19 protein-coding genes are annotated in these 26,027 nt (G+C 61.4%); 16 read left to right on the plus strand and 3 right to left on the minus strand.

All coding sequences use genetic code 11. From position 1 onward, the window contains the following. Positions 1–533 precede the first annotated feature (533 nt). Positions 534–827 carry a hypothetical protein gene (locus PREDE_RS10010; protein ID WP_005847059.1) on the minus strand — a complete coding sequence of 98 codons (294 nt, stop codon included), beginning with the start codon at positions 825–827 and terminating at the stop codon, positions 534–536. Positions 828–1,015: 188 nt separating this feature from the next. Between PREDE_RS10010 and PREDE_RS10015 the strand changes: the two genes are divergently transcribed. From PREDE_RS10015 to fmt, 12 genes are all read left to right on the plus strand, one after another. Then, a complete protein-coding gene (locus PREDE_RS10015) occupies positions 1,016–2,452 on the plus strand; it encodes a sodium:solute symporter (RefSeq protein WP_005847060.1) in 1,437 nt (478 codons plus the stop codon). A gap of 171 nt (positions 2,453–2,623) precedes the next feature. Beyond that, a complete protein-coding gene (locus tag PREDE_RS10020; RefSeq protein ID WP_005847061.1) occupies positions 2,624–3,157 on the plus strand; it encodes a sigma-70 family RNA polymerase sigma factor in 534 nt (177 codons plus the stop codon). A 40-nt stretch (positions 3,158–3,197) separates the two neighbouring features. After that, positions 3,198–4,232, plus strand: a complete 1,035-nt coding sequence (locus PREDE_RS10025) for a FecR family protein (protein WP_005847062.1) — start codon at positions 3,198–3,200, stop codon at positions 4,230–4,232. A gap of 114 nt (positions 4,233–4,346) precedes the next feature. Then, the gene (locus tag PREDE_RS10030; RefSeq protein WP_005847063.1) at positions 4,347–7,904 is read left to right on the plus strand and encodes a SusC/RagA family TonB-linked outer membrane protein; all 3,558 of its coding nucleotides are present in this window, start codon (positions 4,347–4,349) and stop codon (positions 7,902–7,904) included. 12 nt (positions 7,905–7,916) lie between these two features. Then, the gene (locus PREDE_RS10035; RefSeq protein WP_005847065.1) at positions 7,917–9,344 is read left to right on the plus strand and encodes a RagB/SusD family nutrient uptake outer membrane protein; all 1,428 of its coding nucleotides are present in this window, start codon (positions 7,917–7,919) and stop codon (positions 9,342–9,344) included. A 54-nt stretch (positions 9,345–9,398) separates the two neighbouring features. Further along, a complete protein-coding gene (locus PREDE_RS10040) occupies positions 9,399–10,565 on the plus strand; it encodes a TlpA family protein disulfide reductase (protein WP_005847067.1) in 1,167 nt (388 codons plus the stop codon). 93 nt (positions 10,566–10,658) lie between these two features. Further along, on the plus strand, positions 10,659–11,000 hold the full coding sequence (locus tag PREDE_RS10045) for a type II toxin-antitoxin system RelE/ParE family toxin (RefSeq protein WP_262498069.1): 342 nt from the start codon (positions 10,659–10,661) through the stop codon (positions 10,998–11,000). After that, positions 10,987–11,298 (plus strand): helix-turn-helix domain-containing protein, encoded by a 312-nt coding sequence (locus PREDE_RS10050; RefSeq protein ID WP_044127058.1) that lies wholly within the window; start codon positions 10,987–10,989, stop codon positions 11,296–11,298. Before PREDE_RS10045 ends, PREDE_RS10050 begins: the two co-directional genes overlap by 14 nt. A gap of 270 nt (positions 11,299–11,568) precedes the next feature. Continuing rightward, entirely contained in the window at positions 11,569–12,450 is an 882-nt protein-coding gene (gene rfbA, locus PREDE_RS10055) for a glucose-1-phosphate thymidylyltransferase RfbA (RefSeq protein ID WP_005847073.1), read from the plus strand. Positions 12,451–12,514: 64 nt separating this feature from the next. Further along, entirely contained in the window at positions 12,515–15,055 is a 2,541-nt protein-coding gene (locus PREDE_RS10060; RefSeq protein ID WP_005847074.1) for a GumC family protein, read from the plus strand. Between the two features lie 4 nt (positions 15,056–15,059). Then, positions 15,060–15,491, plus strand: coding sequence for a BT0820 family HAD-type phosphatase (locus PREDE_RS10065; RefSeq protein WP_005847076.1), 432 nt, complete (start codon positions 15,060–15,062; stop codon positions 15,489–15,491). Between the two features lie 158 nt (positions 15,492–15,649). Beyond that, positions 15,650–16,630: a methionyl-tRNA formyltransferase gene (fmt, locus tag PREDE_RS10070; RefSeq protein WP_005847078.1), complete on the plus strand. Its 981-nt coding sequence runs from the start codon at positions 15,650–15,652 to the stop codon at positions 16,628–16,630. Between the two features lie 683 nt (positions 16,631–17,313). Here the strand turns inward: fmt and PREDE_RS10075 are convergent. Further along, positions 17,314–18,291, minus strand: a complete 978-nt coding sequence (locus tag PREDE_RS10075) for an ROK family protein (protein WP_005847081.1) — start codon at positions 18,289–18,291, stop codon at positions 17,314–17,316. A gap of 247 nt (positions 18,292–18,538) precedes the next feature. Between PREDE_RS10075 and PREDE_RS10080 the strand changes: the two genes are divergently transcribed. The 4 genes from PREDE_RS10080 to PREDE_RS10100 all read left to right on the plus strand — a co-directional run bounded on the left by PREDE_RS10080 (position 18,539) and on the right by PREDE_RS10100 (position 22,676). Beyond that, positions 18,539–19,108, plus strand: a complete 570-nt coding sequence (locus tag PREDE_RS10080; RefSeq protein WP_005847083.1) for an L-threonylcarbamoyladenylate synthase — start codon at positions 18,539–18,541, stop codon at positions 19,106–19,108. Between the two features lie 69 nt (positions 19,109–19,177). Further along, positions 19,178–20,950: a chloride channel protein gene (locus tag PREDE_RS10085; protein WP_005847084.1), complete on the plus strand. Its 1,773-nt coding sequence runs from the start codon at positions 19,178–19,180 to the stop codon at positions 20,948–20,950. An 827-nt stretch (positions 20,951–21,777) separates the two neighbouring features. Further along, the gene (locus tag PREDE_RS10095) at positions 21,778–22,236 is read left to right on the plus strand and encodes a hypothetical protein (protein WP_005847089.1); all 459 of its coding nucleotides are present in this window, start codon (positions 21,778–21,780) and stop codon (positions 22,234–22,236) included. An 11-nt stretch (positions 22,237–22,247) separates the two neighbouring features. Beyond that, on the plus strand, positions 22,248–22,676 hold the full coding sequence (locus PREDE_RS10100; protein ID WP_005847091.1) for a D-Ala-D-Ala carboxypeptidase family metallohydrolase: 429 nt from the start codon (positions 22,248–22,250) through the stop codon (positions 22,674–22,676). Between the two features lie 294 nt (positions 22,677–22,970). Here PREDE_RS10100 and PREDE_RS10105 read toward each other — a convergent pair whose 3' ends face one another. Next, positions 22,971–25,850, minus strand: coding sequence for a hypothetical protein (locus tag PREDE_RS10105; RefSeq protein ID WP_005847092.1), 2,880 nt, complete (start codon positions 25,848–25,850; stop codon positions 22,971–22,973). Between the last annotated feature and the right edge of the window lie 177 nt (positions 25,851–26,027).

A 26,027-nucleotide genomic window follows, 5' to 3' on the forward strand; every position in this document is an offset into this window, starting at 1 on the left:
AAAATTACACATTTTCCAATTAATTCCACCATCCCCGCACCGCGTTCTTCACGAAATACCCAACAATGATGATGCCACCTCCATGCGCGGGCACAAATGTGACCACCGGGTGATTTCAGACAGAGCAACGTGAGGGGTTAGACAAAATAAGGGGTGGAGTTAGACAGAACAAAGGGTGGTTTTAGACAGAACAACATATTAAACAGATAGCTGCGCGGTGGAGGGGCTCACAGATTCCACAGATTTCACAGATGCTGCGCCGTGGCTTTGTGAACAGAACAACATTGCATGACATTCCAATATTGCGGGCGACGGGCATATTTGGTATGCCGAATGTTCTGTCCCAAAGACAACCAACAACAACGATAAACAACAAACGGCCCCGTCTTCACGCCGCAAACGCGCGGCGACGACCCCGTAAACGCACGGCCGTTACGGCGCAAACGCGCGGCGATTGCGCCGCAATGCAAAGCCCGTCTCCCCAAGCACCACCGCGCAGCATCTGTGAAATCTGTGCCATCTGTGAGACCTTTTCACCGCGCAGCTATATGTTTAATATGTTGTTCTGTCTGAAAACCAACGCCGTTCTGTCCTAAAGACAACACGAAACAACGGTCAACAACAAGCCTTTCCCCCCAAGCAACACCGCGCAGCATCTGTGAAATCTGTGGAATCTGTGAGCCCCTCCACCGCGCAGCTATCTGTTTAATATGTTGTTCTGTCTGAAAACCAACGCCGTTCTGTCCTAAAGACAACACGAAACAACGGTCAACAACAAGCCTTTCCCCCCAAGCAACACCGCGCAGCATCTGTGAAATCTGTGCCATCTGTGAGAACTTTTCACCGTGCAGCTATATGTTTAATATGTTGTTCTGTCTAAAAACCAACGCGGTTCTGTCCAAAAAGCCACGTCGTTCTGCCCGGAAACGCACGCGATTCTGCGCAGAATGTTGTAATTTTGCAGTCGAAAAGAGCGGCAGGGCAGCCTGTCGCCCTGTCACCAAAAGCTATTCGGATGGTCATTCTTCTCACGGTCCTCGCCTATTTTGCCGCCCTGCTGGCCTACAGTCGGCTCGTCACCCGGCGCACGGACAACGATACCTTTTTTCGCGGCAACCGGCAGTCGCCCTGGTACCTGGTGGCTTTCGGCATGGTGGGCGCCAGCATCTCGGGCATCACTTTCGTGTCGGTGCCGGGCATGGTGACGCAGACCGACATGACCTATCTGCAGATGTGCCTCGGCTTTGTGGGCGGCTACGCCGTGGTGGCGTTCGGTCTTCTGCCCCTGTACTACCGGCTGCGGCTCACCACCATCTATGCCTGGCTCGACCGTCGGCTGGGCCCCAGGAGCTACCGCACGGGGGCCTCGTTCTTCCTGCTGTCGAAGATGACGGGTGCCGCCGTGCGTTTCTACGTGGTGTGTTTCATCCTGCACCGCTACGTGCTGCAGCCCCTCGGCGTGCCCTTTGCCGTGACGGCGGTGGGCATGGTGGCCCTCATCTGGCTCTACACACGCCGCGGCGGCATCAGGACGCTGGTGTGGACCGACACCCTCCAGACGCTCTGCATGCTCACGGCGCTGGCTCTCATCATCCTGCATGTCACCGCCGAGCTGCACCTTTCGCTGCCCCAGGCCGCGGCTGCCGTGGCCTCCGACAGCCACAGCCGCGTGTTCGAGTGGAGCAATTGGGTGAGCCGACAGAACTTCTGGAAGCAGCTGTTGAGCGGCGTGTTCGTCACCATCGTGATGACCGGACTGGACCAAGACATGATGCAGAAGAACCTGACGTGCAAGACGCTGCGCGACGCGCAGAAAGACATGTGCTGCTACGGGCTGGCCTTCGTGCCGGTGAACCTGCTGTTTCTCTCGCTCGGCGTGCTGCTCATGATGCTGGCCCACCGGCAGGGCATCGCCCTGCCCGCCGCCGGCGACGAGCTGCTGCCCCTCTTTGCCGCCACCGGACGGCTGGGCACGGCGGTGACGGTGCTGTTCACCATCGGCGTGCTGGCCGCCGCCTTCTCCTCGGCCGACTCGGCCCTGACGGCCCTCACCACCAGCTTCTGCGTGGACCTGGCCCGCCGGCCCGACGACGAACGTCTGCGCCGCCGCGTGCACGCGACCATGGCCGTGGCGTTCGCCTTGCTGATATGCGGCTTCCGCGCCGTCAACTCCACGAGCGTGCTCGATGCCATCTACATCCTCTGCTCCTACACCTACGGGCCGCTGCTGGGCCTCTTTGCCTACGGCCTGCTCACCCGCCAGCCGGTGGCCGACCGCCGGGTGCCCTGGATATGCGTGGCCTCGCCCCTGCTCTGCCTGGCCCTCGACACCCTTACCGCGGCCACTACGGGCTACCGTTTCGGCTACGAACTGCTGATGCTCAACGGCGCCCTCACGGCCACCCTCCTCTATCTGTCGCGCCCCACAGCCGCCCCTGCCCGGGTCTTGTAATCCCCTATCCCGTCCTATCCCCCTCCTATCACGTCTTATCCCCCTCCCTATCCCGCCCTATTCCCCCCTCCTTATCAAGTCCTATCCCCTCCTATAACTTCCTATCCCCTCCTATAACCTCCTGTCAAGTCCTGTCATCTCCCACCATTCCTCCCCCCACCGCCGCCGCCCATGCCCCTCTCCACCCGTTCCGACCAGCAGTTTGCCCGCCTCTTCCGCGCGCAGTATGCCCGACTCTACTACTACGCCGTGCAGCTGACCCACGACCGCGAGGCCGCGCGCGACATCGTGAGCGACACCTTCGCCCACGTGTGGAGCCTGTGGGACACGGTGGACGACACGCGCGCCGCCACGCTGCTCACGGTGGCCGTGAGGCGCAGGTGCATGGACTTGCTGCGCCACCGCCAGGTCGAGGCGCGCTATGCCGACTACTACGTGCACGCCGTGGACGAGGCCTGGAACGACGCCCCAGAGTCGCTGCGCCGCCAACGGCTGGCCGACCGCCTCATGGCGACCCTCTCCGAGCCTACCCGCACCATCATGCGCATGTGCTATCTGGAGCACCGCCGCTACGACGAGGTGGCCGCCACGCTGGGCGTGCACCACGACACGGTGAAGCGGCACGTCATGCGCGCCCTGAAGTTGCTGCGCGCACGCTTCGGCGAAAAATCGCCCGACGAGGTTGCCACCGAAAGCGAAACCTGAACGTATCCATGATGCAACAACCCTTCAGACCCCATAACACATGAAAGACAAAGACCTGCACCGCCTCACGGCAGCCCTCCAAGCCATGAAGGCCACCGAGCCGGGGGCCTCCCTCACCCCCGACGAGGAGGCCCTGCTGGCCCACGACGCCGAGACCCGCGTCCAGCTGCAGGCTCTGGCCCGGGCCCAGCGCGCCCTCACGGAGCAGGGCGTGCCCCTGCCCGACGTGGAGCGCGAGCTGCAGCGCGTCACCGCCAACAGCCGGCAATCCGCGCGCACGGCCCGCCTCGCGGCCCTGCGCCCCCATCTGCTGGGCGCCCTCGCGGGGGCGGCGGCCATGTGGATAGCCGTGATGGCCATCGGCCGATGGCTGCCCGGCACCAGAGGGGACACCGCAGCCCCGACTGCCCGCCATGCCGCCACGGCCGACACCACGCTGGCCCATGTGGCCACGGCCGAGGACGAAACGCTGACCCTCCACATGGCCGACGGCACCCAGGTGACGCTCAATGCCAACAGCCGACTCGACTATCCGCGCCGCATGCGTAGCGGCCGGCGCACAGTGTGGCTGCGCGGCGAGGCCCTATTCAGGGTGAGCAAAGACCGCCGCCGGCCCTTCCTGGTGCACACCACGGGGCTCACCACCCGTGTGCTCGGCACCACGTTCGACGTGCGCGCCTACCCCGGCCAGCGGCCCAGCGTGGCCCTGGTGGAGGGCCGTGTGCAGGTGACCGCCCGCGGCAGCCGCCACGCCCTCACCATGGTGCCCGGCCAGAAAGTGGAGGCAGGCCCCGCCGGCACCCTCGTGGCCACCACGGCCAACACCGACGAGGAGACGGCATGGAGCGACGGACAGTTCTACTTTGACAACCGGCGGCTTGAGGACATCATGGCCGAGCTGGGCCGGTGGTACGGCGTGGACGTGGTGTTCGGCACACCCGCGCTACGCGACCTGCGCCTCCACTTCGCCACCTCGCGCCGCAGCACGGCCGCCGAGACCGTGGAACTGCTCAACAGCATGCACCATTTCCACGCGCGGCTGCAAAACCAACAGATTGTCATCGAGCAGCCCTGAAAAAGTGAAGAAACCGTGTTTTTCCCACTTTTCTGCTTTCAGCCTGCCACCACCTGCCGGCCCTCCACGTATCTAAGGCAAAGCAACAAATCATCAACTAAAAACCAACGTCGTATGAGAGACAGACTACATGGCATCCTGGGGCTGGCCGTCGCCCTGACCGTGGCCGCCGCCCTGCCACAGCCCCTGCCGGCACAGACGGCCGGCAAGCCCACCGTGACCCTCACGCTCCGGGGCGAACCCATGGCCAAGGCCCTGCGGCAGATTCAGAAACAGTCGGGATGGAAGATCCTTTTCGTCGTCGACGACGTGAAAGACTACACCGTCACGGCCAGCCTCGCGGGCCTCACGCCCCGGCAGGCCGTGGCCCGCGTGCTCGAGGGCAAGCCCCTGGACTACACGGTGAACGGCCGCTACATCAGCATTGCACGCAAGACCGCCACTGCCAAGGACGCGCCGACCGGCCCCCAGGGCAAGCCCGCCGCACCGAAAGACAAGGCCGACCTGAAGCGCATTGCCGGCACCGTCACCGACGAGCAGGGCGAGCCCCTCGTGGGTGCAGCCGTGAGCGTGCCGGGCTCGCCCTACGGCACGGTGACCGATGTGGACGGCCGATACGAACTGCTGATACCCGGCGACTGCACGGAAGTGCAGCTCAGCTACGTGGGCATGAAGACCAAGAAGATGCCGGTGGGCCGCCACGAGACCAACAACTACGTGCTCTCAGAAGACAAGACCATGCTCGACGAGGTGCTCGTCACCGGTTACCAGACCATCTCCAAGGAGCGCGCCACGGGCTCCTTTGCCAAGCTCACGGCCAAAGACCTGGAGACCAAGCGCATGAACTCCATCACCTCGCTGCTCGAGGGCCAGGTGGCGGGCTACACCGACGGCACCATACGCGGCCTGTCCACCATGTACGGCGAGAAAGCTCCGCTCTATGTCATCGACGGTTTCCCCGTAGAGAACCAGACCATGGACTGGCAGGGCTACGTATCGACCCAGCTGCCCGACCTCAATATGGACGACATCGAGGACATTACCATCCTCAAAGATGCCGCCGCGGCCAGCATCTACGGCGCGCGTGCGGCCAACGGCGTGATTGTGATCACCACCAAGCGCGGCTCGCGCAACGAGCAGCTGGAGGTGGGCTTCAACGCCTCGCTGGCCTGGAAGCCCTACGCGCTCTACACGGGCAACCTGGCCTCGAGCGCCGACATGGTGGCGCTGGAGCGCGAGTGGGCCGCGGCCAACACCTCGCTGCACGGCGCCGACGCCCAGGCCTACGCCCGGACGGCACTGGCCGAGAACCACTATCCCAACGCCGGCATACGCGCCATACTGAACCACTACGCCGGCAACACCACCGAAGCAGAGATGAATGCCACGCTCGACAGGCTGGCCACGCGCGGATACAACTACTACGACCAGGTGGCCCGCCACGCCAAACGCGACGAGCTGCAGCAGCAATACAACCTGAACCTGGCCAAGACCACGGCCGCCAACCGGTTTAAAGCCTCGGTGACTTACAAGCACAACGCCTACGAAGACCGATACTCCAAGGACCAATCGGTGGGCATCAACCTGGCCAACACCACGCGCCTGACGCGCTGGATGGAGCTGGAGACGGGGGCTTACCTGCAGTTTGCCGACGCCGACGAGCAGACCTACAACCCGCTCTTGCCGGGCTACACGGTGCTGCCCTACGACGACCTGCTCAACGCCGACGGCTCACCCTGCACCCGGCCGGCCGCCCTGCTCTACGGCTCGACCCACCAGGCGGCCCTCAAGCAATACGGGCTCTACAGCGAAGACATCACGCCGATGGCCAATCTGGACAAGGGAGTGGGCAACACCAAGACGCTGAACCTGCGCACTTTTGCCCGACTCAACGTCGAGTTGACGCCCTGGCTCAGGTACGCGGCCTCGTTCCAGTATGAGCGCGGCTCGGCCAAATACCGGCAGATACAGCAGGCCGGGTCGTATGAAGTGAACCGGCTGGTGAACAGTTTTGCCACGCAAGAGGGCGGCGTCGTGGTCTACAACCTGCCCTACGGCGACGTGCTCAACACGCGCGACCAGTACCGCAAGTCGTACAACTTCCGCCAGCAGCTCTCGTTCGACCACACCGTGGCCGGGCGTCACAACGTCTCGGCCATCGTCGGCACCGAGACACGCGAGAACAAACTCGAGATGCACCGCAACGCTTACTACAACTACAACGACCGGGCGCTCACCTCGGGGGCCGTGAACGAGGCCATGCTCATCGAGGGACTGACCAATGTCTTCGGCGACTACAGCTCGGCCTCGAACCCCGCCGCCTTCTACGAGACGAAGAACCGGTACGTTTCGGTCTATGGCAATGCGTCGTACACCTACGACAGCCGCCTCTCGGCCACGTTCTCCATGCGCTGGGACCGCTCCAACCTCTGGGGCACAAGCAACCAGTATCAGAACAAGCCCATCTGGTCGGTGGGCGGTTCGTGGAACCTCTCGAACGAGCCGTTCATGAAACGCCACACGTGGGTGAACATGCTGAAACTGCGTGCCACCTACGGCATCACGGGCAACGTGAACCCCACCTACTCGCCCTACCTCGTGACTTACTCGGGCACCGACTACAACACGGGCCAGCCCTACCAGTACGTGGCCACGCGCCCCAACAGCGATCTGTCGTGGGAAAAGACCAAGGTGACCAACATCGGGCTGGACTTTGCCCTGCTCAAAAACCGGCTACGCGGCACCATCGACTACTACAACAAGTATGGCGAGCGGCTGCTGGCCACCACGCAAGGCGTGCCCACCGAGGGCTACGGCTACTCGTCGTATGCCATCAACAACGGCGAAATGCGCAACCGCGGCCTCGAAATCACGCTACAGGGCGACGTGCTGCGCACCGAGGAACTCACATGGACGCTCAACGGCATGCTCGCGCTGAACCAGAACCGCGTGATGTATGTCAACGTGAAGGCTCCGGTCTACTTCCTTGCCCTCGACCACTCCACGGCCTATCCCACCATCGGCGACCAGTATGGGGCGCTCTACGGCTACGCCTGGGGCGGGCTCAACAGCGAGGGACTGCCGCAGGTCTACGACGAGCAGGGACGGCTCACGACCACCGCACCCACCTCGCTCGACGCCATCCGCTGCATCGGCAACGCCATGCCCACCTACAGCGGGTCGTTTGGAACCACGGTGTCGTGGCGCGGATTCGACCTGTCGCTGCTCTTCACCTATGAGGGCAACTACAAGCAGCGCAACGCCAACATGCCGTTCCTGAACTATGGCTACGCCAGCGGCATAGGCTATGTGTCGCGTCTGTCGAGGCTGGGCAGCGGCATTGCCGCCCGATGGCGACAGGCCGGCGACGAGCGCACCACCGAGGTGCCGCGGGCCGCCTTTGCCGAAGCCGGGCTGCCGCTGACAAGCCTCTACTCCACCTATTATTATTCGTCGGCCAACCTGCTCGACGCCTCGCACGTGAGGCTGAGCAACGTTGCGCTGGCCTACCGCCTGCCCCGGGCCCTCGTGCGCAAGGCATGGCTCAGCAGCGCACGCGTGCAGCTCAACATCGAGAACCCCTGCCTCTGGGCCAAGAGCAGCCATGCCAAGTACCAGCTGGGCGGATACAACGCCACGACCTACGTGCTGGGCGTATTTCTGAACTTCTAATTCCGCAACCCCATGAACAAGCATATCCACACTTCCACCTGCCGCACGCTGGGCCTCGTGCTCGCGGGCGTGCTCGCACTGAGCTCGTGCAACGACTATCTGAACGAGAAACCCAAGGGCAAGAACATCCCGGAGACGCTGGCCGACTATGCCCAACTGCTCAACTATGAGAACGGCGCACACCGCTACGACGTGACCCAGGCCGAGAACCTGCTGGGCGACCGCTATGTGTCGGCCTACTACCTCACGGGCTCCAACCCGCTGTATCAGGCCAACTACAACTGGGACACGAGCATCGACCGCGCCGAATGGAACAAGTCGGACGAGACCACCTACTATCAAGGCTACGCCAACATCGCCGTGGCCAACCTGGTGATGGAGAACGCCATGACGGCTACTGACGCCACCGACGCCGAACGCCACACGGTGTATGCCGAGGCCCAGGCGCTGCGGGCCATGGCTTATTATCAGCTGGCCAACTTCTACGCCGACACCTACAACCCCGCCACGGCCCAAACCACACGCTGCGTGCCCATCATCACTAGCTCGGCCGTGAACGCGCCCTACGAGCAGGGTAGCGTGCAACAGGTGTACGACCTCATCATCGCCGACGTGGAGGCGGCCCTGCCCTACCTGCCCGACATGGGGCAAAACATCCTGCTGCCGGGCAAGGGGGCGTGCTACGCGTTCCTGGCCCGCGTGTATCTCACGATGATGAACTACGACCAAGCCTCGGCCTATGCCGACAGGGCACTGGCCGTGAACCGCAAGCTCTACGACTGGACAGCCTTCTACGAGGCCAACAAGACGGCCATCGAGACACCCGACGTGTGGACGCGCGCCACCTCGCCCATGGGTTTTGACTATTGTGAGAACTACGACTTCAAGCATGGCGACATGAGCCGCGCCGAGGGAATCACGGGTGTGCCACAGTGGCGCAGCCAGACGGTGGAGGACGGCGACGCCAAGTTCTATGCCAACTGGAAGCTGCGCGACTATGGCGGCAGCACCGTCTACTACTACGGTATGACGACAGGCTACTTCAATATGGGCGGCTGCCGCACGGCCGAGCAGTATCTCATCAAGGCCGAGTGCGAGGCCCGCAAGGGCAACCTCACGGCCGCCATGGACTGGCTCAACCAGCTGCGCCACACGCGTATCCTGCCCGACAAGTACCAGCCCGTCGTGGCCACGACGGCCAACGAGGCCATGGCCGCCATCTGCCGGACGAAGTTCAACGAGCTGATTGGCTCCATTGTTCCCTTCGCCGACATCCGAAGGCTCAACGCCGAGGGCAAATTCCCCTACACGCTCACCCGCACACACAACGGCAAGACCGAGTCGCTCGCCGGCGACTCCTACCTCTGGACCATGGTATTTCCCCTCGGAGCCATCAGCAATCCCGGCGGCGGCACCCTGCAATACAATGCCACGCGGTAGCCGCGGCCCGGCACAGAAGCCTGCATATCCACCAGCATCTACACCTTATTATATATGAAGAAGACTATATCCACCCTCGCTCTGCTGGCCGCCACCCTGCTGGCCGGCGCACAATCCACCGTATCGCTCACCATCGCCGGGCTTCCCGACGGCACGGTCATCGAGGCCGCGCTGGGCAGCACCCATGCCGACGAACCGCCGTTGGCCTCGGCCACCCTCGCGGGCGGCAAGGCCACGCTGACCGTGCCCGTCGCCGAGCCCCGCATGATCGACTTTAGGGCCAAGGGCGTGCCCGGCACCCTGCTCCACCTCATGACCGGGCAGGGCGAGCGTGTCACGGCCTCGGTGGCTGCGGACAGCACCGAAAGCGACGGCGTCACCTACTATATGGGCAAAGGAGAGCAGGTCTACGACAGTCCGCTGCACGCCCAGTACATGATGAAGCTCGGGGCTTTCAAGAAGTTTCTGGAGATCTACAACGGCGCGTACCACGACGCATACCGCGACATCAACCGGCAGATCAGCGCAGCCTATGCCGCCAAAGACTCGGCCAAGATGGCCCGGCTGCGGGCCTCCGAGACGTGGAAGGAGTTTATGGCATGCGATGCCCAGTTCTTCAATCTCATAGAGAAGCGGTACAACGAGCTCTTTGCCGAGAACGACAGTACGTGGTGGGGACCGTTCATGCGGCTCGACGTGTATTCCTATTTCACGCCCGAGAACAAGGCCGACTACGAGTGTCTCTCCGCCTCGGCCCAGTCGTCCTACTACGGCCGGCTGCTCAAGGAGCTCGTAGACCCCAAGGGACTCAAGGGGCAGGACTATCCCCGCTTCAGCGTGCTTGATGCCAACGGCAAGACCACACCGTCTGACAAGATTGCCAAAGGCAGGAAATACCTGCTCGTCGACTTTTGGGCTTCGTGGTGCAAGCCCTGCCGCAACGAGATTCCGAACCTCAAGGCATGCTACGACCAATACAAGAACAAGGGGCTGCAAATCGTCAGTATCTCCCTCGACCGCAGCGATGCGGCCTGGAAGAAAGCCCTCAAGGAGGAGCAGCTGCCCTGGCCCAACGGTGTGGACAGGTCGCGCATTGCCGATGCCTACAAGGTGCAGTCCATCCCTGCCATGTTCCTCGTGGACGTGAAGACCGGCAAAATCATCGCCGAGGGACTGCGCGGCCAGCTGCTTCGAGACAAACTTGCCGAGCTCATGAAGTAGCCATCGGCCAAGCACTATGTAATAAAAGTCTTCCAAATATTTGGTAATATGGAATAAATTACCTACATTTGCAGCATAGAAACACGAAGAGACATCAGGCTAACGCCATATTTTGATGAGTTCTTCCATGCATTGGACGACAAGATTAAGGAGAAATACAAGTATGTACTCCAAATTGTCAGAACCCAATATGTGGTCAACGAGAAGTTTGTCAAGCATCTGGAGGGCACCCCGTTTTACGAGCTACGCGTCCCCGTTGCTTCCAACCAATACCGCACCATCATCGTAGCCATTGATGCAAACAGCTTTATGCAGGCTACCAAGATACTGCTGCTCAACTCCTTTTTGAAGAAAAGCACCAAGCAGTACAAGGCTGAAATAGAAAAGGCAAACACCATATTTAATGAATGGAGGACAGAATATGCTGAAGATTAAAGAAGATAAGTGGAAGCAACTGAAAGGCTTCGACGACATCTTAAACCAGGAAAACGGCCCTGAAGGCAGTGCCGAACGCAAAGATTTTGAAGCCAAGGCCAAGACCTACTACTATGCCGAGTTGCTGAAAGAACAGCGCAAGCTACAAAAACTGACGCAGCAGCAGCTGGCTGACCGCATCGGAAAGAAGCGGGAGTATATCTCCACCATCGAGCGGGGCAACTGCGACATGCAGCTCTCCACGTTCATGTTGATAGCCAATGCGCTGGGGCTTCGCTTCTCGCTCGTCGTGGGTTGAGCCACTTGTAACGACCTCTCGTTTTCCCTTGACGCCGGGACAGATTCGCCAGTCTGTCCCGGCGTTGTCGCGTGCAAAAGTGAGAGAAACTTGCATACAGGCGTGTAAATTCCTGATTAAAAACACATCTATCTCGATTTTAATTGCTACCTTTGCACGGTAATGTAAAGGACAGTTCAACGATTCAACCCTCTTCTGCGCCTAAACCCTATGAAGAATGCCTGTACGTAGATGTTTGAAGTTGAAAGAATAACAAAACAAAAATAGCACATGAAAGGTATCGTATTGGCCGGCGGCTCCGGCACCAGACTCTATCCGATTACCAAAGGAATCAGCAAACAGCTCATTCCCATCTTCGACAAACCGATGATTTACTATCCGGTGTCGGTACTTATGCTTGCGGGCATCCGCGACATCCTGATTATCTCCACCCCTTTCGACCTGCCGGGGTTCCGTCGTCTGCTGGGCGACGGGCATGAGTTGGGCGTGCATTTCGAGTATGCCGAGCAGCCCAGCCCCGACGGACTGGCCCAGGCTTTCATCATCGGCGAGCAGTTCATCGGTGACGACAGCGTGTGCCTGGTTCTGGGCGACAACATCTTCTACGGCTCCGGCTTCTCCAGTCTGCTCCGCGAAAGTGTGCGCCAAGCCGAGGCTGAGGGCAACGCCACGGTGTTCGGCTATTACGTGAACGACCCCGAACGCTACGGTGTGGCCGAGTTCGACAACCACGGCAACTGCCTCAGCATCGAGGAAAAGCCCCGCAATCCCAAGAGCAATTACGCTGTGGTGGGCCTCTATTTCTACCCCAACAGCGTGGTGGAGATAGCCCGCAACATCAAGCCCAGCCCCCGCGGCGAGCTCGAAATCACCACCGTCAACCAGGAATACCTGGCCCAGCAGAAGCTGAAGGTCCAGACGCTGCAGCGCGGCTTCGCCTGGCTCGACACCGGAACCCACGACAGCCTCTCGGAAGCCAGCACTTTCATCGAGGTGATTGAGAAGCGGCAGGGACTCAAAGTGGCCTGTCTTGAGGAGATCGCCTACAAGCGCGGCTGGATCAGCCGCGACCAACTCGCCGAACAGGCACGGCCCATGGCCAAGAACGACTACGGCAAATACCTGCTCCAACTGGCCGAGGCACAAGACTGACGCTCTCCCGCACGGCACCCGGAGCATTCATCAACACAGAACAATATCCCTTTATTCATAAACAATGGAAGAAAACAAAACACTGGACGTGGAGCAGACAACCGCGCCAATGGAGGAGGACAAGTCGTCCTTTGACTTTGCCGCGATCTACACCACGCTGATTCTTAACTGGAAGTGGTTCATACTTTCCTTGATTATCTGCTTGGGCACGGCGGCCATTTATCTCCGCTACAAGACCCCCATCTACCAGTCATCGGCCAAGCTGCTGATTAAGGACAACGACCAATCCAGCAATCGCGCCAACAGCATGCTGAGCACAGCCACGCTCGGTATGATTTCAAACTCCAACGGTATAGACAACGAAATGGAGATCCTTACCTCGCATTCGCTGGCCGAACAGACCGTGCGCGACCTGAAACTCTACGTGGATTATTACCGCGTGGGCAAGGTAAAGGATCAGTTGGTGTACAAAACCCAGCCCATCAGCGTCGATATTGACGCTGCCCATCTGGAGAAACTCAACACCACCATCGAGCTGCTCATCAAGCGTGAGGGCAGCGCATACCGCGTCACCGGCACCTACTACGTGCCCGTCAACGAGAACGAGGCCGACGGTCCCTACGCCATTGACAAGACCATCAAACGGCTGCCCGTCACCATCGGCACGCGTGCCGGCATCCTCACCCTGACGGCAAACACACTCAATCCAATGGACGAGGGAGAGAAAATGCACATCTTTGTGCGCTCGCCCAAGTATGCCGCATATAAATATGTGAACGAGTTGAGCGTGTCGCAGACCAGCAAGACCACAACCATCGCCCAGCTGGTCATCAACGACGAAGACCCGCAACGCTCGGTCGATTACCTGAAACAGCTGGCCGTCTGCTACAACCGGCAGGCCAACGAGGATAAGAACGAGATAGCCTTACGCACCGAAGACTTCATCAACAGCCGTCTGGACAAGATCAACTCCGAGCTGGGCAACACCGAAGGACAGCTTGAAACCTACAAGAGGAACAACCGCATGGTGGAGCTCAAGCTCAATGCCGGCCAGGCTGTGCAGAACGCAGACGTCTACTCGCAGAAAGTGGTCGAGGCCGGAACACAGGTGGCTCTGCTCGACGAGATGCGCAGCTACATCGACAATCCCGCCAACCGCTACCAGCCGCTGCCCTCCAACGTGGGTCTGACCGACCAGTCGGCCACGTCGCTCATCAACAACTACAACACCCTCGTGCAGCGTCGCAACCTGCTGTTGCAGAGCGCCAGCGAGAGCTCTCCCTCCGTCATCCCCCTCACCAGCCAGCTCGACGACTTGCAGAACTCCATCCGCCGCGCCCTCGCACAGGCGCGCCGCAACCTGCAAATCCAGCGTCGCTCCATCTTCTCGCAGTACAACAAATACGAAGGCCAAGTGGGCGAGACGCCCGAGCAGGAGCGCATGCTCACCCAGATTGACCGCCAGCAGGAAGTGAAGTCGGGGCTCTACCTGATGCTTCTGCAGAAGCGTGAGGAGAACTCTATCTCGCTCGCAGCTACGGCCGACAAGGGCAAGCTCATCGACAATCCCGCTATCGGCGGGCAGATCAGCCCCAAGAAGCCGATGATTATGCTCATCGCCCTCATCATTGCACTGTCTATTCCCGCCTTGGTGCTGTTCCTCATCCAGTTCTTCCACTACAAGATCGAGGGCCATGCCGACGTGGTGCGCCTCACCAGTCTGCCCATCTTGGCCGACGTGGCCGTGGCCTCCGAGGTGGCCAAGACCAAGGCCGACATCGTGGTTCACGAGAACAAGAACAACATGATGGAGGAAATCTTCCGCTCCATGCGCACCAACCTGCAGTTCATGCTCGAGGAAAACGAGAAGGTCATCATGTTCACCTCCACCAATTCGGGCGAGGGAAAGACCTTCATCGCCGCCAACCTCTCGGTGTCGTTCGCTCTGCTGGGCATGCGTGTGCTACTCGTAGGTCTCGACATCCGCAAGCCGCGCCTAGCCGAACTCTTCGAGCTCCCCGACAAACAGCACGGCATCACCAACCTGCTTGTCAAGGACAAGCCCGAGTGGGAAGCCATCCAGAGCCAGATCGTTCCGTCGGGCATCAACGCCAACCTCGACCTGCTCATGGCCGGTCCGGTGCCGCCCAACCCCGCCGAGCTCGTGTCGCGCCGCAGCCTTGAGGACATCTTCGCCCTGCTGCGCGAGCACTACGACTACATCCTTGTCGACACGGCGCCCGTGGGTCTGGTGACCGACACGCTGCAGATAGGCCGCGTCTGCGACACCTCCGTCTACATGTGCCGCGCCGACTACACCGCCAAGGAGAGCTTCGACCTCATCAACGGCCTCTCGACCACCAAGAAACTGCCCAAGATGAGCATCGTCATCAACGGTATAGACATGTCGAAGAAGAAGTACGGCTACTACTACGGCTACGGCAAATACGGCAAATACGGCAGGTATGCCCGCTACAGCATCTACAGCAAGTACAGCAGTTACGGGTCTTACGGCCGTTACGGCAGCTACGGCAACTACGGTGCTTACGGCAATTACAGCAACAGTCACTACAGCGACGGCAACGACAACTCCATCAAGCGATAAGCCCATGGCCACCATAGCAGTAGACTTTGACGGAACCATCGTGGAGCACCGCTACCCCGAAATCGGCGAGGAGCTCCCCTTTGCCACCGAAACCCTGCGCATGCTCATCAAGGATCAGCACCGCCTCATCCTCTGGAGCGTGCGCGAGGGCAAGCTCCTGCAGGATGCCGTAGACTGGTGCCATGAGCGCGGCGTCGACTTCTGGGCCGTCAACCGCGACTATCCTGAAGAGGAAGAAGACAAGAACAATCACTTCAGCCGCAAGCTCAAAGCCGACTGGTTCATCGACGATCGCGGCATCGGCGGGCTGCCCGACTGGGGCGAAATCTATAAAATCATCCACGACCACAAGTCGTATGCCGACGTGATTCGCGAAAGCATGGGGCACACCGCCGTGGAAGATATTCCCCGCAAAAAGCACTGGTGGCAGTTCTAATCCCGCCACCCCCCACCTCTCAACACCGGGGCAGACCTCTCCACGAGCGTCTGCCCCGCTGCATTCCGGGGGACATGCGCCGGCGCACAGTCACCGATGGCCCGCGCCACACACCGTCGCCCCCGCACCAACCATCAAGAAAGCAATCAAAAACAACTATGGAAAAGAAAGATCTCCGCATCGTATTCATGGGCACGCCCGAGTTTGCCGTAGGCACGCTGAGCCGCCTCGTGGACCAAGGCTACCGCGTGGTGGCCGTGGTCACTCAGCCCGACAAGCCCGTGGGGCGGCACCAGGACCAGCTGCAACCCTCCGAAGTGAAGAAGTATGCGCTGGCCCACAGCATCCCCGTGCTCCAGCCCGTCAAGATGAAAGACCCCGACTTCGTGGCCGAACTGGCCAGTTTCCAGGCCGACCTGCAGGTGGTGGTGGCCTTTCGCATGCTGCCCGAGGTGGTGTGGGCCATGCCCCGGTTCGGCACTTTCAACGTGCACGCCGCCCTGCTGCCGCAGTATCGCGGTGCGGCACCCATCAACTGGGCCATCATCAACGGCGAGACCGAGACGGGTGTGACCACCTTTTTCCTCGACCACAACATCGACACGGGCCGCATTATCCTGCAAAAACGCTTCGCCCTGCCCGACGAGGCCGACGCGGAATACGTCTACAACGGACTGATGCACCTCGGCGCCGACATCGCCGTGGAGACCATCGACCTGGTGCTGGCCGGCAACGGCCGCGTGGCCTCCACCGACCAGCAGGGACAGCTGCCGGCCGACACCGTGCTGCACCCGGCCCCCAAAATCTTCAAAGACAGCTGCCGCATCGACTGGTGCCAGCCGGCCAAGCGCGTCTACGACTTTGTGCGCGGCCTCTCGCCCTACCCCGGCGCATGGACGACCGTCACCTGCGGCGGCCCGCTCTCCACGCTCAAGCTGTTCCGCACCCGCAAGACGGGCGAGGCGTGCGCAGGGCTGAGGCCGGGCTCGCTACGGCTGGAAAGGGGGCGGCTCCTCGTGGCTTGCGCTGACGAGTGGCTCGAAATCCTCTCCCTCCAGCTGGCGGGCAAGCGGCGCATGGAGGCCCGCGAGTTCCTCAACGGCCTGCATCAATCGGAGCTGCTGAGCATCGAAGAATAAGAGCATCCCCCTCCATGTTCGCGTGGAGCGCTTCGTTCTTTCACGCGGAGCACATCAGTTTTTCACGCAGAGGCGCGGAGAAAAAGAGGCTGCGCGGTGGAGACTTTCATGCGGGGACAAAGAGACAAGGAGGCTGCGCGACGAATTTTTCCACGCAAAGAGATGTGGGCTTTCTCCTGCCAACCATCATTCTTTCACGCGGCCCCTTTCATTCTTTCATACAAAGCGCATCATTCTTACCTCTTAAGTGCATCATTCTTTCACACAAAGTGCGTCATTCTTTCACGTGGAGTGCATCTTTCTTACAGTATAAGCATGTCATTCTTACACGCAGAGACGCAGAGACAAGGAGTTTTTAGCTATTGCATAGCCTCCTTGTCTCTGCGCCTCTGCGTGAAAAGAACTAAACACCGTCTTTTTTATCTCCGCATTTCTGCGTGAAAAGAACCAAGCACGGTCTCCTCGATCTCCGCATTTCTGCGTGAGAAGAACTGTACGAGGCCTCCTTATCTCTACGTTTCCGCATGAAGTCTTCACCGCGCAACCTCCTTTTCTCCGCGCCTCTGCGTGAAAAACCGATGCACTCTGCGTGAAAGGTCAACGGCGCACAGCGTGAAAGGATTGATGCCCCCCGAGTGAAGTCTCCAGTGCGAAGCACTCAGAGGGGCCTCCAAAATCTCATATTAGAGCTCCCACCCCACGGCCGACGCACCGAGCACAGCAGCCGAACTGCCGTCGAGGCCGCTGATGAGGAACTTGGCCTTGCCCTTGAAGATGTTGAGCACGTGCTCGTCGTAGCTCCGCTTGATGGGATCCATGAGCAGGTCGCCGGCCTTGGTCAGGCCGCCGAAGAAGACGAAAGCCTCGGGCGAAGAGAAGGCGGCAAAGTCGGCACAGGCCGCACCAAGCATGCTGCCCGTGAACTCGAAGATGTACTGGGCCAGCCTGTCGCCATTGCCGGCGGCGATGCTCACATCGAGCGAAGTGATGTCCTCGGGCCGCATGTCGCGCAGCGTCGAGGGCTCGTCGGTGGTCTCGAGCAGCTCGCGGGCCGTGCGGGCCACGCCCGTGGCCGAGCAATAAGCCTCCAAGCAGCCCTTGCGGCCACAGCCGCAGGGCCGGCCGTTCTCACGCACGGTGATGACGTGGCCCAGCTCGCCGGCGAAGCCATCACTGCCGTACACCACCTTGCCGTCCACGACAATGCCCGAGCCCACGCCCGTGCCCAGCGTCATCATGATGAAGTTTTTCATGCCGCGGGCCACGCCATAGGTCATCTCGCCGATGGCCGCCGCATTGGCGTCGTTGGTCAGCGCCACGGGGATGCCCAGCTCGCGCGAGAACATGTCGGCCAGCGGCACGATGCCGTTGTGGCCCCACGCCAGGTTGGGGGCAAACTCGATGGTGCCCGTGTAGTAGTTGCCGTTGGGCGCACCGATGCCCATTCCCTTGATGGTGCCGATGCCGCCCACCTGGTCCACGATGATGTGCAGCGCGTCCACAGAGGCTTTCACATAGTCCTCCACCCGGTCATAACCCTGCGTCTTGATGGCCGTCGTGGCCTTGATTTCGCCACGGCTGTCCACGATGCCGAACACAGAGTTCGTGCCTCCAAGGTCCAGACCAATGACGTAAGGCTTCAAAAATTCCTGTTCGTTCATTGTATATATACCTTTTAAGTTAGTAATACGTCTCATGCGGGGGCCCCGACATGCGAAAAGGGCCGTATCACGCCATGATATTGGTGCAAAGATAATAAAACATTTGAATAATACACCCGAAACGCCTTTTTTTTTGCCGCAGGGCCGGCAACGGGCAGACGATGCGCAACGGTTAGCGCAAAACGGGCTTAAAAAAACGCCGTAAAGGCTTGTTTGCCCGCAAAAGAATTGCTATCTTTGCGAGATAATGACACAGGAAGAAGACATCAGGAACGCCGTGCGCGTGCTGCGCGAGGGCGGCGTGATACTCTATCCCACCGACACCGTGTGGGGCATCGGCTGCGACGCCACCAACGCCGAGGCCGTGGCCAAGGTCTACGACATCAAGCAGCGCGACGACTCGAAGGCCCTTATCTGCCTCGTCGACTCAGACGCACGCCTGCAACGCTACGTACGCCAGGTGCCCGCCGTGACCTGGGAACTGCTCGACGCCGCCGTGAAACCCACCACTGTCATCCTCGACGGGGCCGTGAACCTGGCCCCCAATCTCATTGCCGACGACGGCAGCATAGCCCTGCGCATCACCCGCGAGTCTTTCTCCCGCGAGCTGTGCTACCGTTTCCAAAAGGCACTCGTAAGCACCAGCGCCAACATCAGCGGCCAGCCCGCCGCCCAGAACTACCGCGACATCCCCGAAGAGCTGCTCCGGCGCGTGGACTACGTGTGCTGGTCGCGCCGCCAGGAGCACAAGCCCCACACCCCCAGCTCCATCATCAGGCTGGGCCCCGCGGGTGAAGTGAGCGTCATCCGCCCGTAGCCCCGCACCGCCTCTTCCCACACCCCGCCTACCCATCCACCGTCAACCCCACCACCATTCCCACCGCACGTGACTGACAAGCTCATAGCCTGGCGCGAAGCCCACCTCACCGACAAGCAGGCCACATCCGTTCTGGCCTTTGCCATCGGCATCCTGGCCTCCGTGGCTGCCTACGTGCTCCACCTGCTCATCCGCCTCATCGAGCACCTGCTCACCGAGGATTTCATCTCCGAAGCCCCCAACTGGCTCTATCTGGTGTTCCCTGTTATCGGCATCTACCTCACCTCTTTGTTCATCAAGTACATCGTGCGCGACAACATTTCGCACGGCATCACGCGCGTGCTCTACGCCATCTCCACCAAGCAGTCACGCATCAAGGCCCACAACTGCTGGTCGTCGGTGGTGGCCTCGGCCATCACCATCGGCTTCGGCGGCTCCGTAGGGGCCGAGGCTCCCATCGTGCTCACGGGCTCGGCCATCGGCTCGCGCCTGGGCCAACTCTTCGGCATGGACAGGCGAACGGTGATGCTTCTCGTGGGCTGCGGCTGCGCGGCGGCCATCTCCGGCATCTTCAAGGCTCCCATTGCCGGCCTCGTCTTCACGCTCGAAGTGCTCATGATCGACATGACCATGAACTCGCTCGTGCCCATTCTCGTGGCCAGCATCACGGCCGACATCTTCTCCTACCTCTTCACCGGCACGTCCACGCTCTTCGCTTTCCACCTCGACGGCGCCTGGGCCGTAGAGCGCGTGCCGCCCACCATCCTGCTCGGCGTGTTCTGTGGCATGGTCAGCCTCTACTTCATGCGCACCATGACTTTCTGCGAGGGCCAGTTCGCCCGCATGAAAAACCATCCCTACGGCAAGCTCCTCGTGGGCGGACTGCTGCTCAGCTCGCTCATCTTCCTCTTCCCCTCGCTCTACGGCGAGGGCTACAGTGCGCTGGACACGCTCATCGGCGGCAAGACCGAGGCCGACTGGAGCCAGGTGATGGACGGCTCGCTCTTCTACGGACACTCCGAGCTCCTCGTGGTCTACGTCTCCCTTGTGATGCTCACCAAGATCGTCGCCACCTCGTCGACCAACGGCGCCGGCGGCTGCGGCGGCACCTTCGCCCCCTCGCTCTTCGTGGGCGGCTTCGCGGGCTTCCTCTTCGCCCGGCTGTGGAACATGGAGCAGCTCGGCGTCTACCTGCCCGAGAAAAACTTCACCCTCCTGGGCATGGCCGGCGTCATGGCCGGCGTGATGCACGCCCCGCTCACCGGCATCTTCCTCATTGCCGAGATCACAGGAGGCTATGCACTCTTCGTGCCGCTCATCGTAGTGGCCGTCGTGAGCGTGATGTTCATCAGCATTTTCGAGCCCCACAGCATCTACGCCATGCGTTTGGCGCGCGAGGGCAAGCTCGTCACCCACCACACCGACAAGAGTGTTCTCACGATGATGAACATGGCATCGCTGGTCGAAAAAGAGGCCGTCAGCGTAGACCCCGACATGTCCATGGGCCGCCTGGTCAACGTGCTCACCAGCACAACCAACAGTTTTATCCCCGTCCTCGACGAAGATCGCCGTCTGCTGGGCGTCATCGACATTGGCAAGATACGCCACATCGTGTTCCGCACGGAGCTCTACCAGAAGTTCCGTGTCAGCCAAATCATGACGCCGCCGCCCGCCACCCTCTACGACAACGAGCCCATGCAGGAGGTGATGGCCAAGTTCGACGCAACCCATGCCGAGGTACTTCCCGTGGTCGACATCAACAACCGGCTGCGCGGCTACGTCAGCAAGGCGCGCATGTACAGCGTCTACCGCCAGATGGTGGCCGACTTCTCGGCCGAGTAGCCCCGCCCCCTCTTCTCCCCGCACCGCGTCCGCACCTCCCCACGCCCTGCCCGTTCCCACCCCCTCCCCAGCCTTCCTATCCTCCCCTCACGGCATCCCCATCCCCCTTTCCGTGGCCAGACCGTCTCCCCTCACCGCTTCCCCCATCTTTCTTCCACCTCATCCCCATCTCCTCCTCACGGCTTCTCTTTCCTCTCTCCACGGCTTCCCGCCTCCCCCTCCACGGTATCTCTTTCTCCCCTCACCGCCTCCCCCATCTTTCTTCCACCGTTTTTCACGGTTTCTTTACACCGTTTTTGCGCCTCCGTTACACCGTTTTCGCGTTGTCTTTGCGGCGTTTTCATCGTGCCATGACGGCCTATTGCATCCCGCAAATATCCCCTATGCCATCTTATCATGGCCTATTTCCTCCTATAATGTCCTATCCCTCCCTCTGATTTCAGCCCAAACCATCCACCGTGCGGGCCGGCTTTCGTGCCGGCCCACACGGAAATTCGCAAGCCGGCACCCCTGTACTCCCACCACCGACACACAAGAAAGAAAATACGAAAACCTTAAAAACCGTTAATCGCCACCAACCCATCAACCCGCTGTGCCACAGCCATTTCACCCCGAAATGGCATGCCCCAACCCCCGGCACGCCGAAAAATATTTGTGAAGCCTGGTTTCATGGACTACCTAATGAAGTTTAAAGAAACACCCGTTTTCTTGGAGACACGGGCCGGGAGCCCTAACTTTGCCGGCAACAAGATGAAAAAAGAAAGGACGAAGACGCGTAAAGACGCAATCCTTGAAAAACAAAAAAATAAACCCTCAAACCACAAATCATGAACAACGACAAGACAAAAATCTATCAGGCAACCGCTGCCCGCCCGCAAGAGGCGGACGCAGCAGACGACGAACTGCAACAGATGCGCCGGCGCATGGAGCGGCGGCAGGAGGCCATGGGCCGCATGACAGCCGACCTGCAGTGGCTCATCGGCCAGCCCAGCGGCAGCCTCACGTGGACGGGCACCCAGCGCGACCTGGTGGAAATGGTGCATCTGGTGTGGATGCGCAACGCCGTGACCGACCGCCAGGGACGGCCCTGCACGCAGAACGAACTGGCCCGACGCGCCTTCCGCGCCGTGGGACGGCCCGTGCCGCCCTCGCTGCCCCGCATTGTCAGCCGCGTGCAAAACCGTGTGACGGCAGGGCTCTCCATGGTGGAACGCTACGAGCGGCTGGCCGGACAAGGCTGCACCATCGCACACTTTGTACAACACAACAACCCAACCCAACCTTAAAACACACAACCATGACGACACAAGAGAGAGAACACATCAGCGAACACTTCACCTGGTATGAACTGACACGCTCGGGCGCGGCCCTGGAGCACGCCCTCGACAACACGCCCAACGACCGCCAGCGACAGGCTCTCCGCGCCCTCGCCGAGAACGTGCTGGAGCCGCTGCGCCGCCGGTTCGGGCCCATTGTGGTGTCGAGCGGATTCCGCTCGCCGGCGGTGAACCGGCTGGTGGGCGGCGTGCCGGGCTCGCAACACCTGCGCGGCGAGGCGGCCGACATCGTCATCGGCGACGTGGACCGCGGCCTGCACATCTGCCATCACATCCGCCGCCACCTCGACTTCGACCAGCTCATCTTCGAGCCCCTCGGCTCCCCCACGCCCCGCTGGCTCCACGTGAGCTACACCGCGACGCGGCGCAACCGCAGGGAGATGGTCTGAACGCCGTCGCCACCGCCCCTCCCTTTCTCACGGATTGCCCGGTCTTTTCTCACAGATGACATGGGGTTTTCTCACAGATTCCACAGAGTTTCTCACAGAATTTCATGGGGAAGTCTCACAGATTCCACAGATTTCACAGATGCTGCGCGGTGAAAAGCCATAGAAATTTTAGGTGCGCAGCATCTGTGAAATCTGTGGAATCTGTGAGAAAAAACCATGGAGTTGTAAGAAATGACAGGGTATTTGTGAGAAAAAACAGGGGAGCAGCCCCACGGAATATCCGTGGGAGGTGCGTCAGCGGGCCCCAAGCATCTTCCCCTGCGCCGTCACCCCAGCCGCAGAAACACGGAGGCGGGAGGGACGGCTGCCATTGTAAAGGGTGGCGCGGAACTCGCCGTTGGCGTCGAGGCGGGCGTTGGGATTCCAGTAAAGCGTGCGCCGATAGTCGGTGGGAGCGGCCGGACGGCTGCGGCTGTAGTCGGGGCTGTAGTGCTGTAATGGCCGTTCGATGCCGGGCAGCAGGTAGCGGCGGTCTCGGTAAGTATGGCGCGTGCCGTCGCCGGGAATGAGTTCATAGACCACGGCAACGTCCGTTTGGTTGAGCTCTTCGGTGTGCGGGTCGGCAGGTCGGCGGGGTTCATAGTCGGTGTAGAGGCGGAAATTGCGGATGCGCTTGAGGTGCAAGTCGGCGAAAACGCTGGTCGGCGTCCGGTTCTTGACGCTCTCGACCACGGAGCTGAAGTTCTGGAAGAAAGTGTAATCGTCGAGTTTTCCCAGCACGTTGTAGTCGCGGCGGCGGTTCATGTTGCCGTAGACCGTGAGGCAGGCCACGGGCGGAAAGGTGCCCATGTTGGGCACGCCCCACGACAGGCCGCGATCCGTGGCCTCGTTATAGAGGTCGTAAGCATCGACCACATAGGCCGGGCTGTTGTAGTCCATGGCCCTGCGCGAGCGGCGGCGGGCCTCCACCTTGACGGTGGAGAGCGTGTGGTCGGCCGCCATGCCGGGGGCCGAGACCGTGTCGGAGGGCAGCAGCAGGTCGGGCAGGTGGGTCTGGTAGAAGCTGTAGGGACGGGCAAAGACAGGATAGAACAGGTCGCGCTTGACGTAGAACGCGGGGTAGGCCTCCTCGTCGAAGCGGTGCTTGTCGCGGCGTGAAGAGAGCGCACGGCGGGCCGAGTCCTTGGGCTCGTAGGCCGTGAGGAAGAGCACCGCCCGGTCGTAATAGGGCGGCAGCCGGAAAGTGAAGCGGCCGCCGTCGTGGGTCAGCTGCGTGAGCCCCGCCACTTGCCCGTCTTTCACCAGCTCGCCCTCGACCAGCACCTCGTGTTTCAAGCCGCCATGGTTCACGCCAAGATCCCCTTTTAGTTCAGCCGATTCGCCGGCGGCATCGGTGGTTGCACCGGTGCCGCCGTTGCCGTTTCCGCGGTCGGCTGTGCCGGCCGACACATCGCCGCCGGCCGTCAAAGCGTCGCTGCCCTCCGTCGCAGCACCGCCCGAGAGCACGACGACGGGGCGGCCGTTGGCATCCACGCCGCCCGTGGTGACAGCCTCCTCGGCCTGCCGCAGCCCTTTCTCGGCCACGCCGGGCCTGTTGTTGAGCCCCTCCACATCGGTGAGCCGCAGCATTTCCACACTCAACTGCTTGTTGACGGATCCCTCCACGGTGAGCGCCGTCTCGGGTTCGTAGCGCACCGGCGTGGGCACGAGGCGGCCCAGCCCGGCCGTGGAGGCGGTGCGCTCGAAGCGGCTGTACTTGCGCCAGCCCTGCACCAGCATGAGCAAGTCGAGGGCTTCGCGGTGTTCTTCGTCGTCGGCGGCGAAGTAATAGGCCGGCGAAGCGACGAAGCCCCGCAGGTCGCTACAGAGGAGCATCGAGGCCAGCAGGTCGCCGTCGTCGTAGGTAGTGTCGTCGGTGCGACTGTCGCGCACGCTCACCGACACCGTGGCGCCCTGTGCCTCGGGCGGAGCCGAGAGGGTGAGGTCGACGGCTTCGTAGGGTGCGTAGTCGGCCTTGTCGGTGGCGGCGCGCAGCGGCAAGGCCCGGTCGTGATGGTTCACAAAGAAGAGACGCGAGGCCAGCACGCAGCCCCGGGCGTCGTAGACCTGCAGTTCGTTCACGCCCGAGGGCAGCCGACGCTCGTCGGGAACAATCTCGACGGGGGTCGCGGAGCCGGCCGTCGGGGCGGCGGCAGGCCCATCCGCAGCCGCGCCGGGCAGCCGACCGAACAGGCAGAGGCGCCCGCGGCAGAGCACGGCCCAGGCAGCCGGCCTCGCATCGAGCGTGGACTGCAACGAGAAGTGCAGCCCACGGCCCCGACGCACCACGGCCCCGGAAGCCCCGGCGCGGGGCAGGGGAAAGGCGTAGGTCTTGCCCAGCCACACAAACGAGAGCTCGGCACGCCTCCCGGCGGCGGGCGTAAGGTCGAACGTGCCACGGCCCATGTGGGTCGTCTGCACCGTGACGGGCTCCCCCTGGCCGGAGAGACGGCCCGCCAGACTGACGGCCTGGCCGTCCTGATTGGTAAGCTCGAAGGCCACGCGGCTGCGCAATCCCTCCACGAGCAGCCCGCCCTCGGGATAGAACGCGCAGTGCAACTCGCGGCGGGCAGGGGCAGCCATCTCCATCTTGGGCCGGCCGGCCATGTAGCGACCCGTGTAGTTGCCGGGCTCGGCGGGCCGTTCATAGACCGGCAGCACACGGCTGTAGAGGTCGTCCCAGTCGCGGTAATAGTCGGCGGCCATGCGGTCGTTGTAGAATCGGTGACGGTCGTCGCGGGTGTAGCTGCGCGACGAAACATTGAAATTGAGCATCCAGCGGGTGTAGGCCCGCAGCTCGTAGTAGCCGCTGTAAAGGCTGTCGGGCAGGGCGAACTGGCCGCAGCTGTAGCCCTGGTCGGCCACCACGACGCGCTGTCGGGCCACGACAAGCCCGTCGGGCGAGAGCAGTTCCACGTAGAGCAGCCGGCTCATGTCGGTGGGACAAAGCGAGTCGGCCCGCAGCACGTAGGCCTTGTACCAGAGCGTGTCGCCGATGAAGTAGCAGGAGTTGTCGGTATGCACGTACACCTTCTCCTGAATTTGCGGGTGTTGCCGCAGCCGCTGCTCCAAGGAATCGAGGGGAGAGGCGGAGGCCGAGAGGCAGCAGAAGAAAAGCAAAAGGACAAGCGGCATGGCGGGAAGAAGAATAAGAAAAGGAATGAACCGACTTGCGCCGACGCACACACACGGGCTACGACCCAGCACGATACGCGTTCCGGCAACCCTTGGAAGCGGCTGCGGCCCTGCACGATGCGCGTTCCGGCAGCCGCGGCAAGCCGAATGCGGATGCCCGCCCTCCCCCCAACTCCC

The organism is Prevotella dentalis DSM 3688, from assembly GCF_000242335.1.
GTDB classification, from domain to species: domain Bacteria; phylum Bacteroidota; class Bacteroidia; order Bacteroidales; family Bacteroidaceae; genus Prevotella; species Prevotella seregens.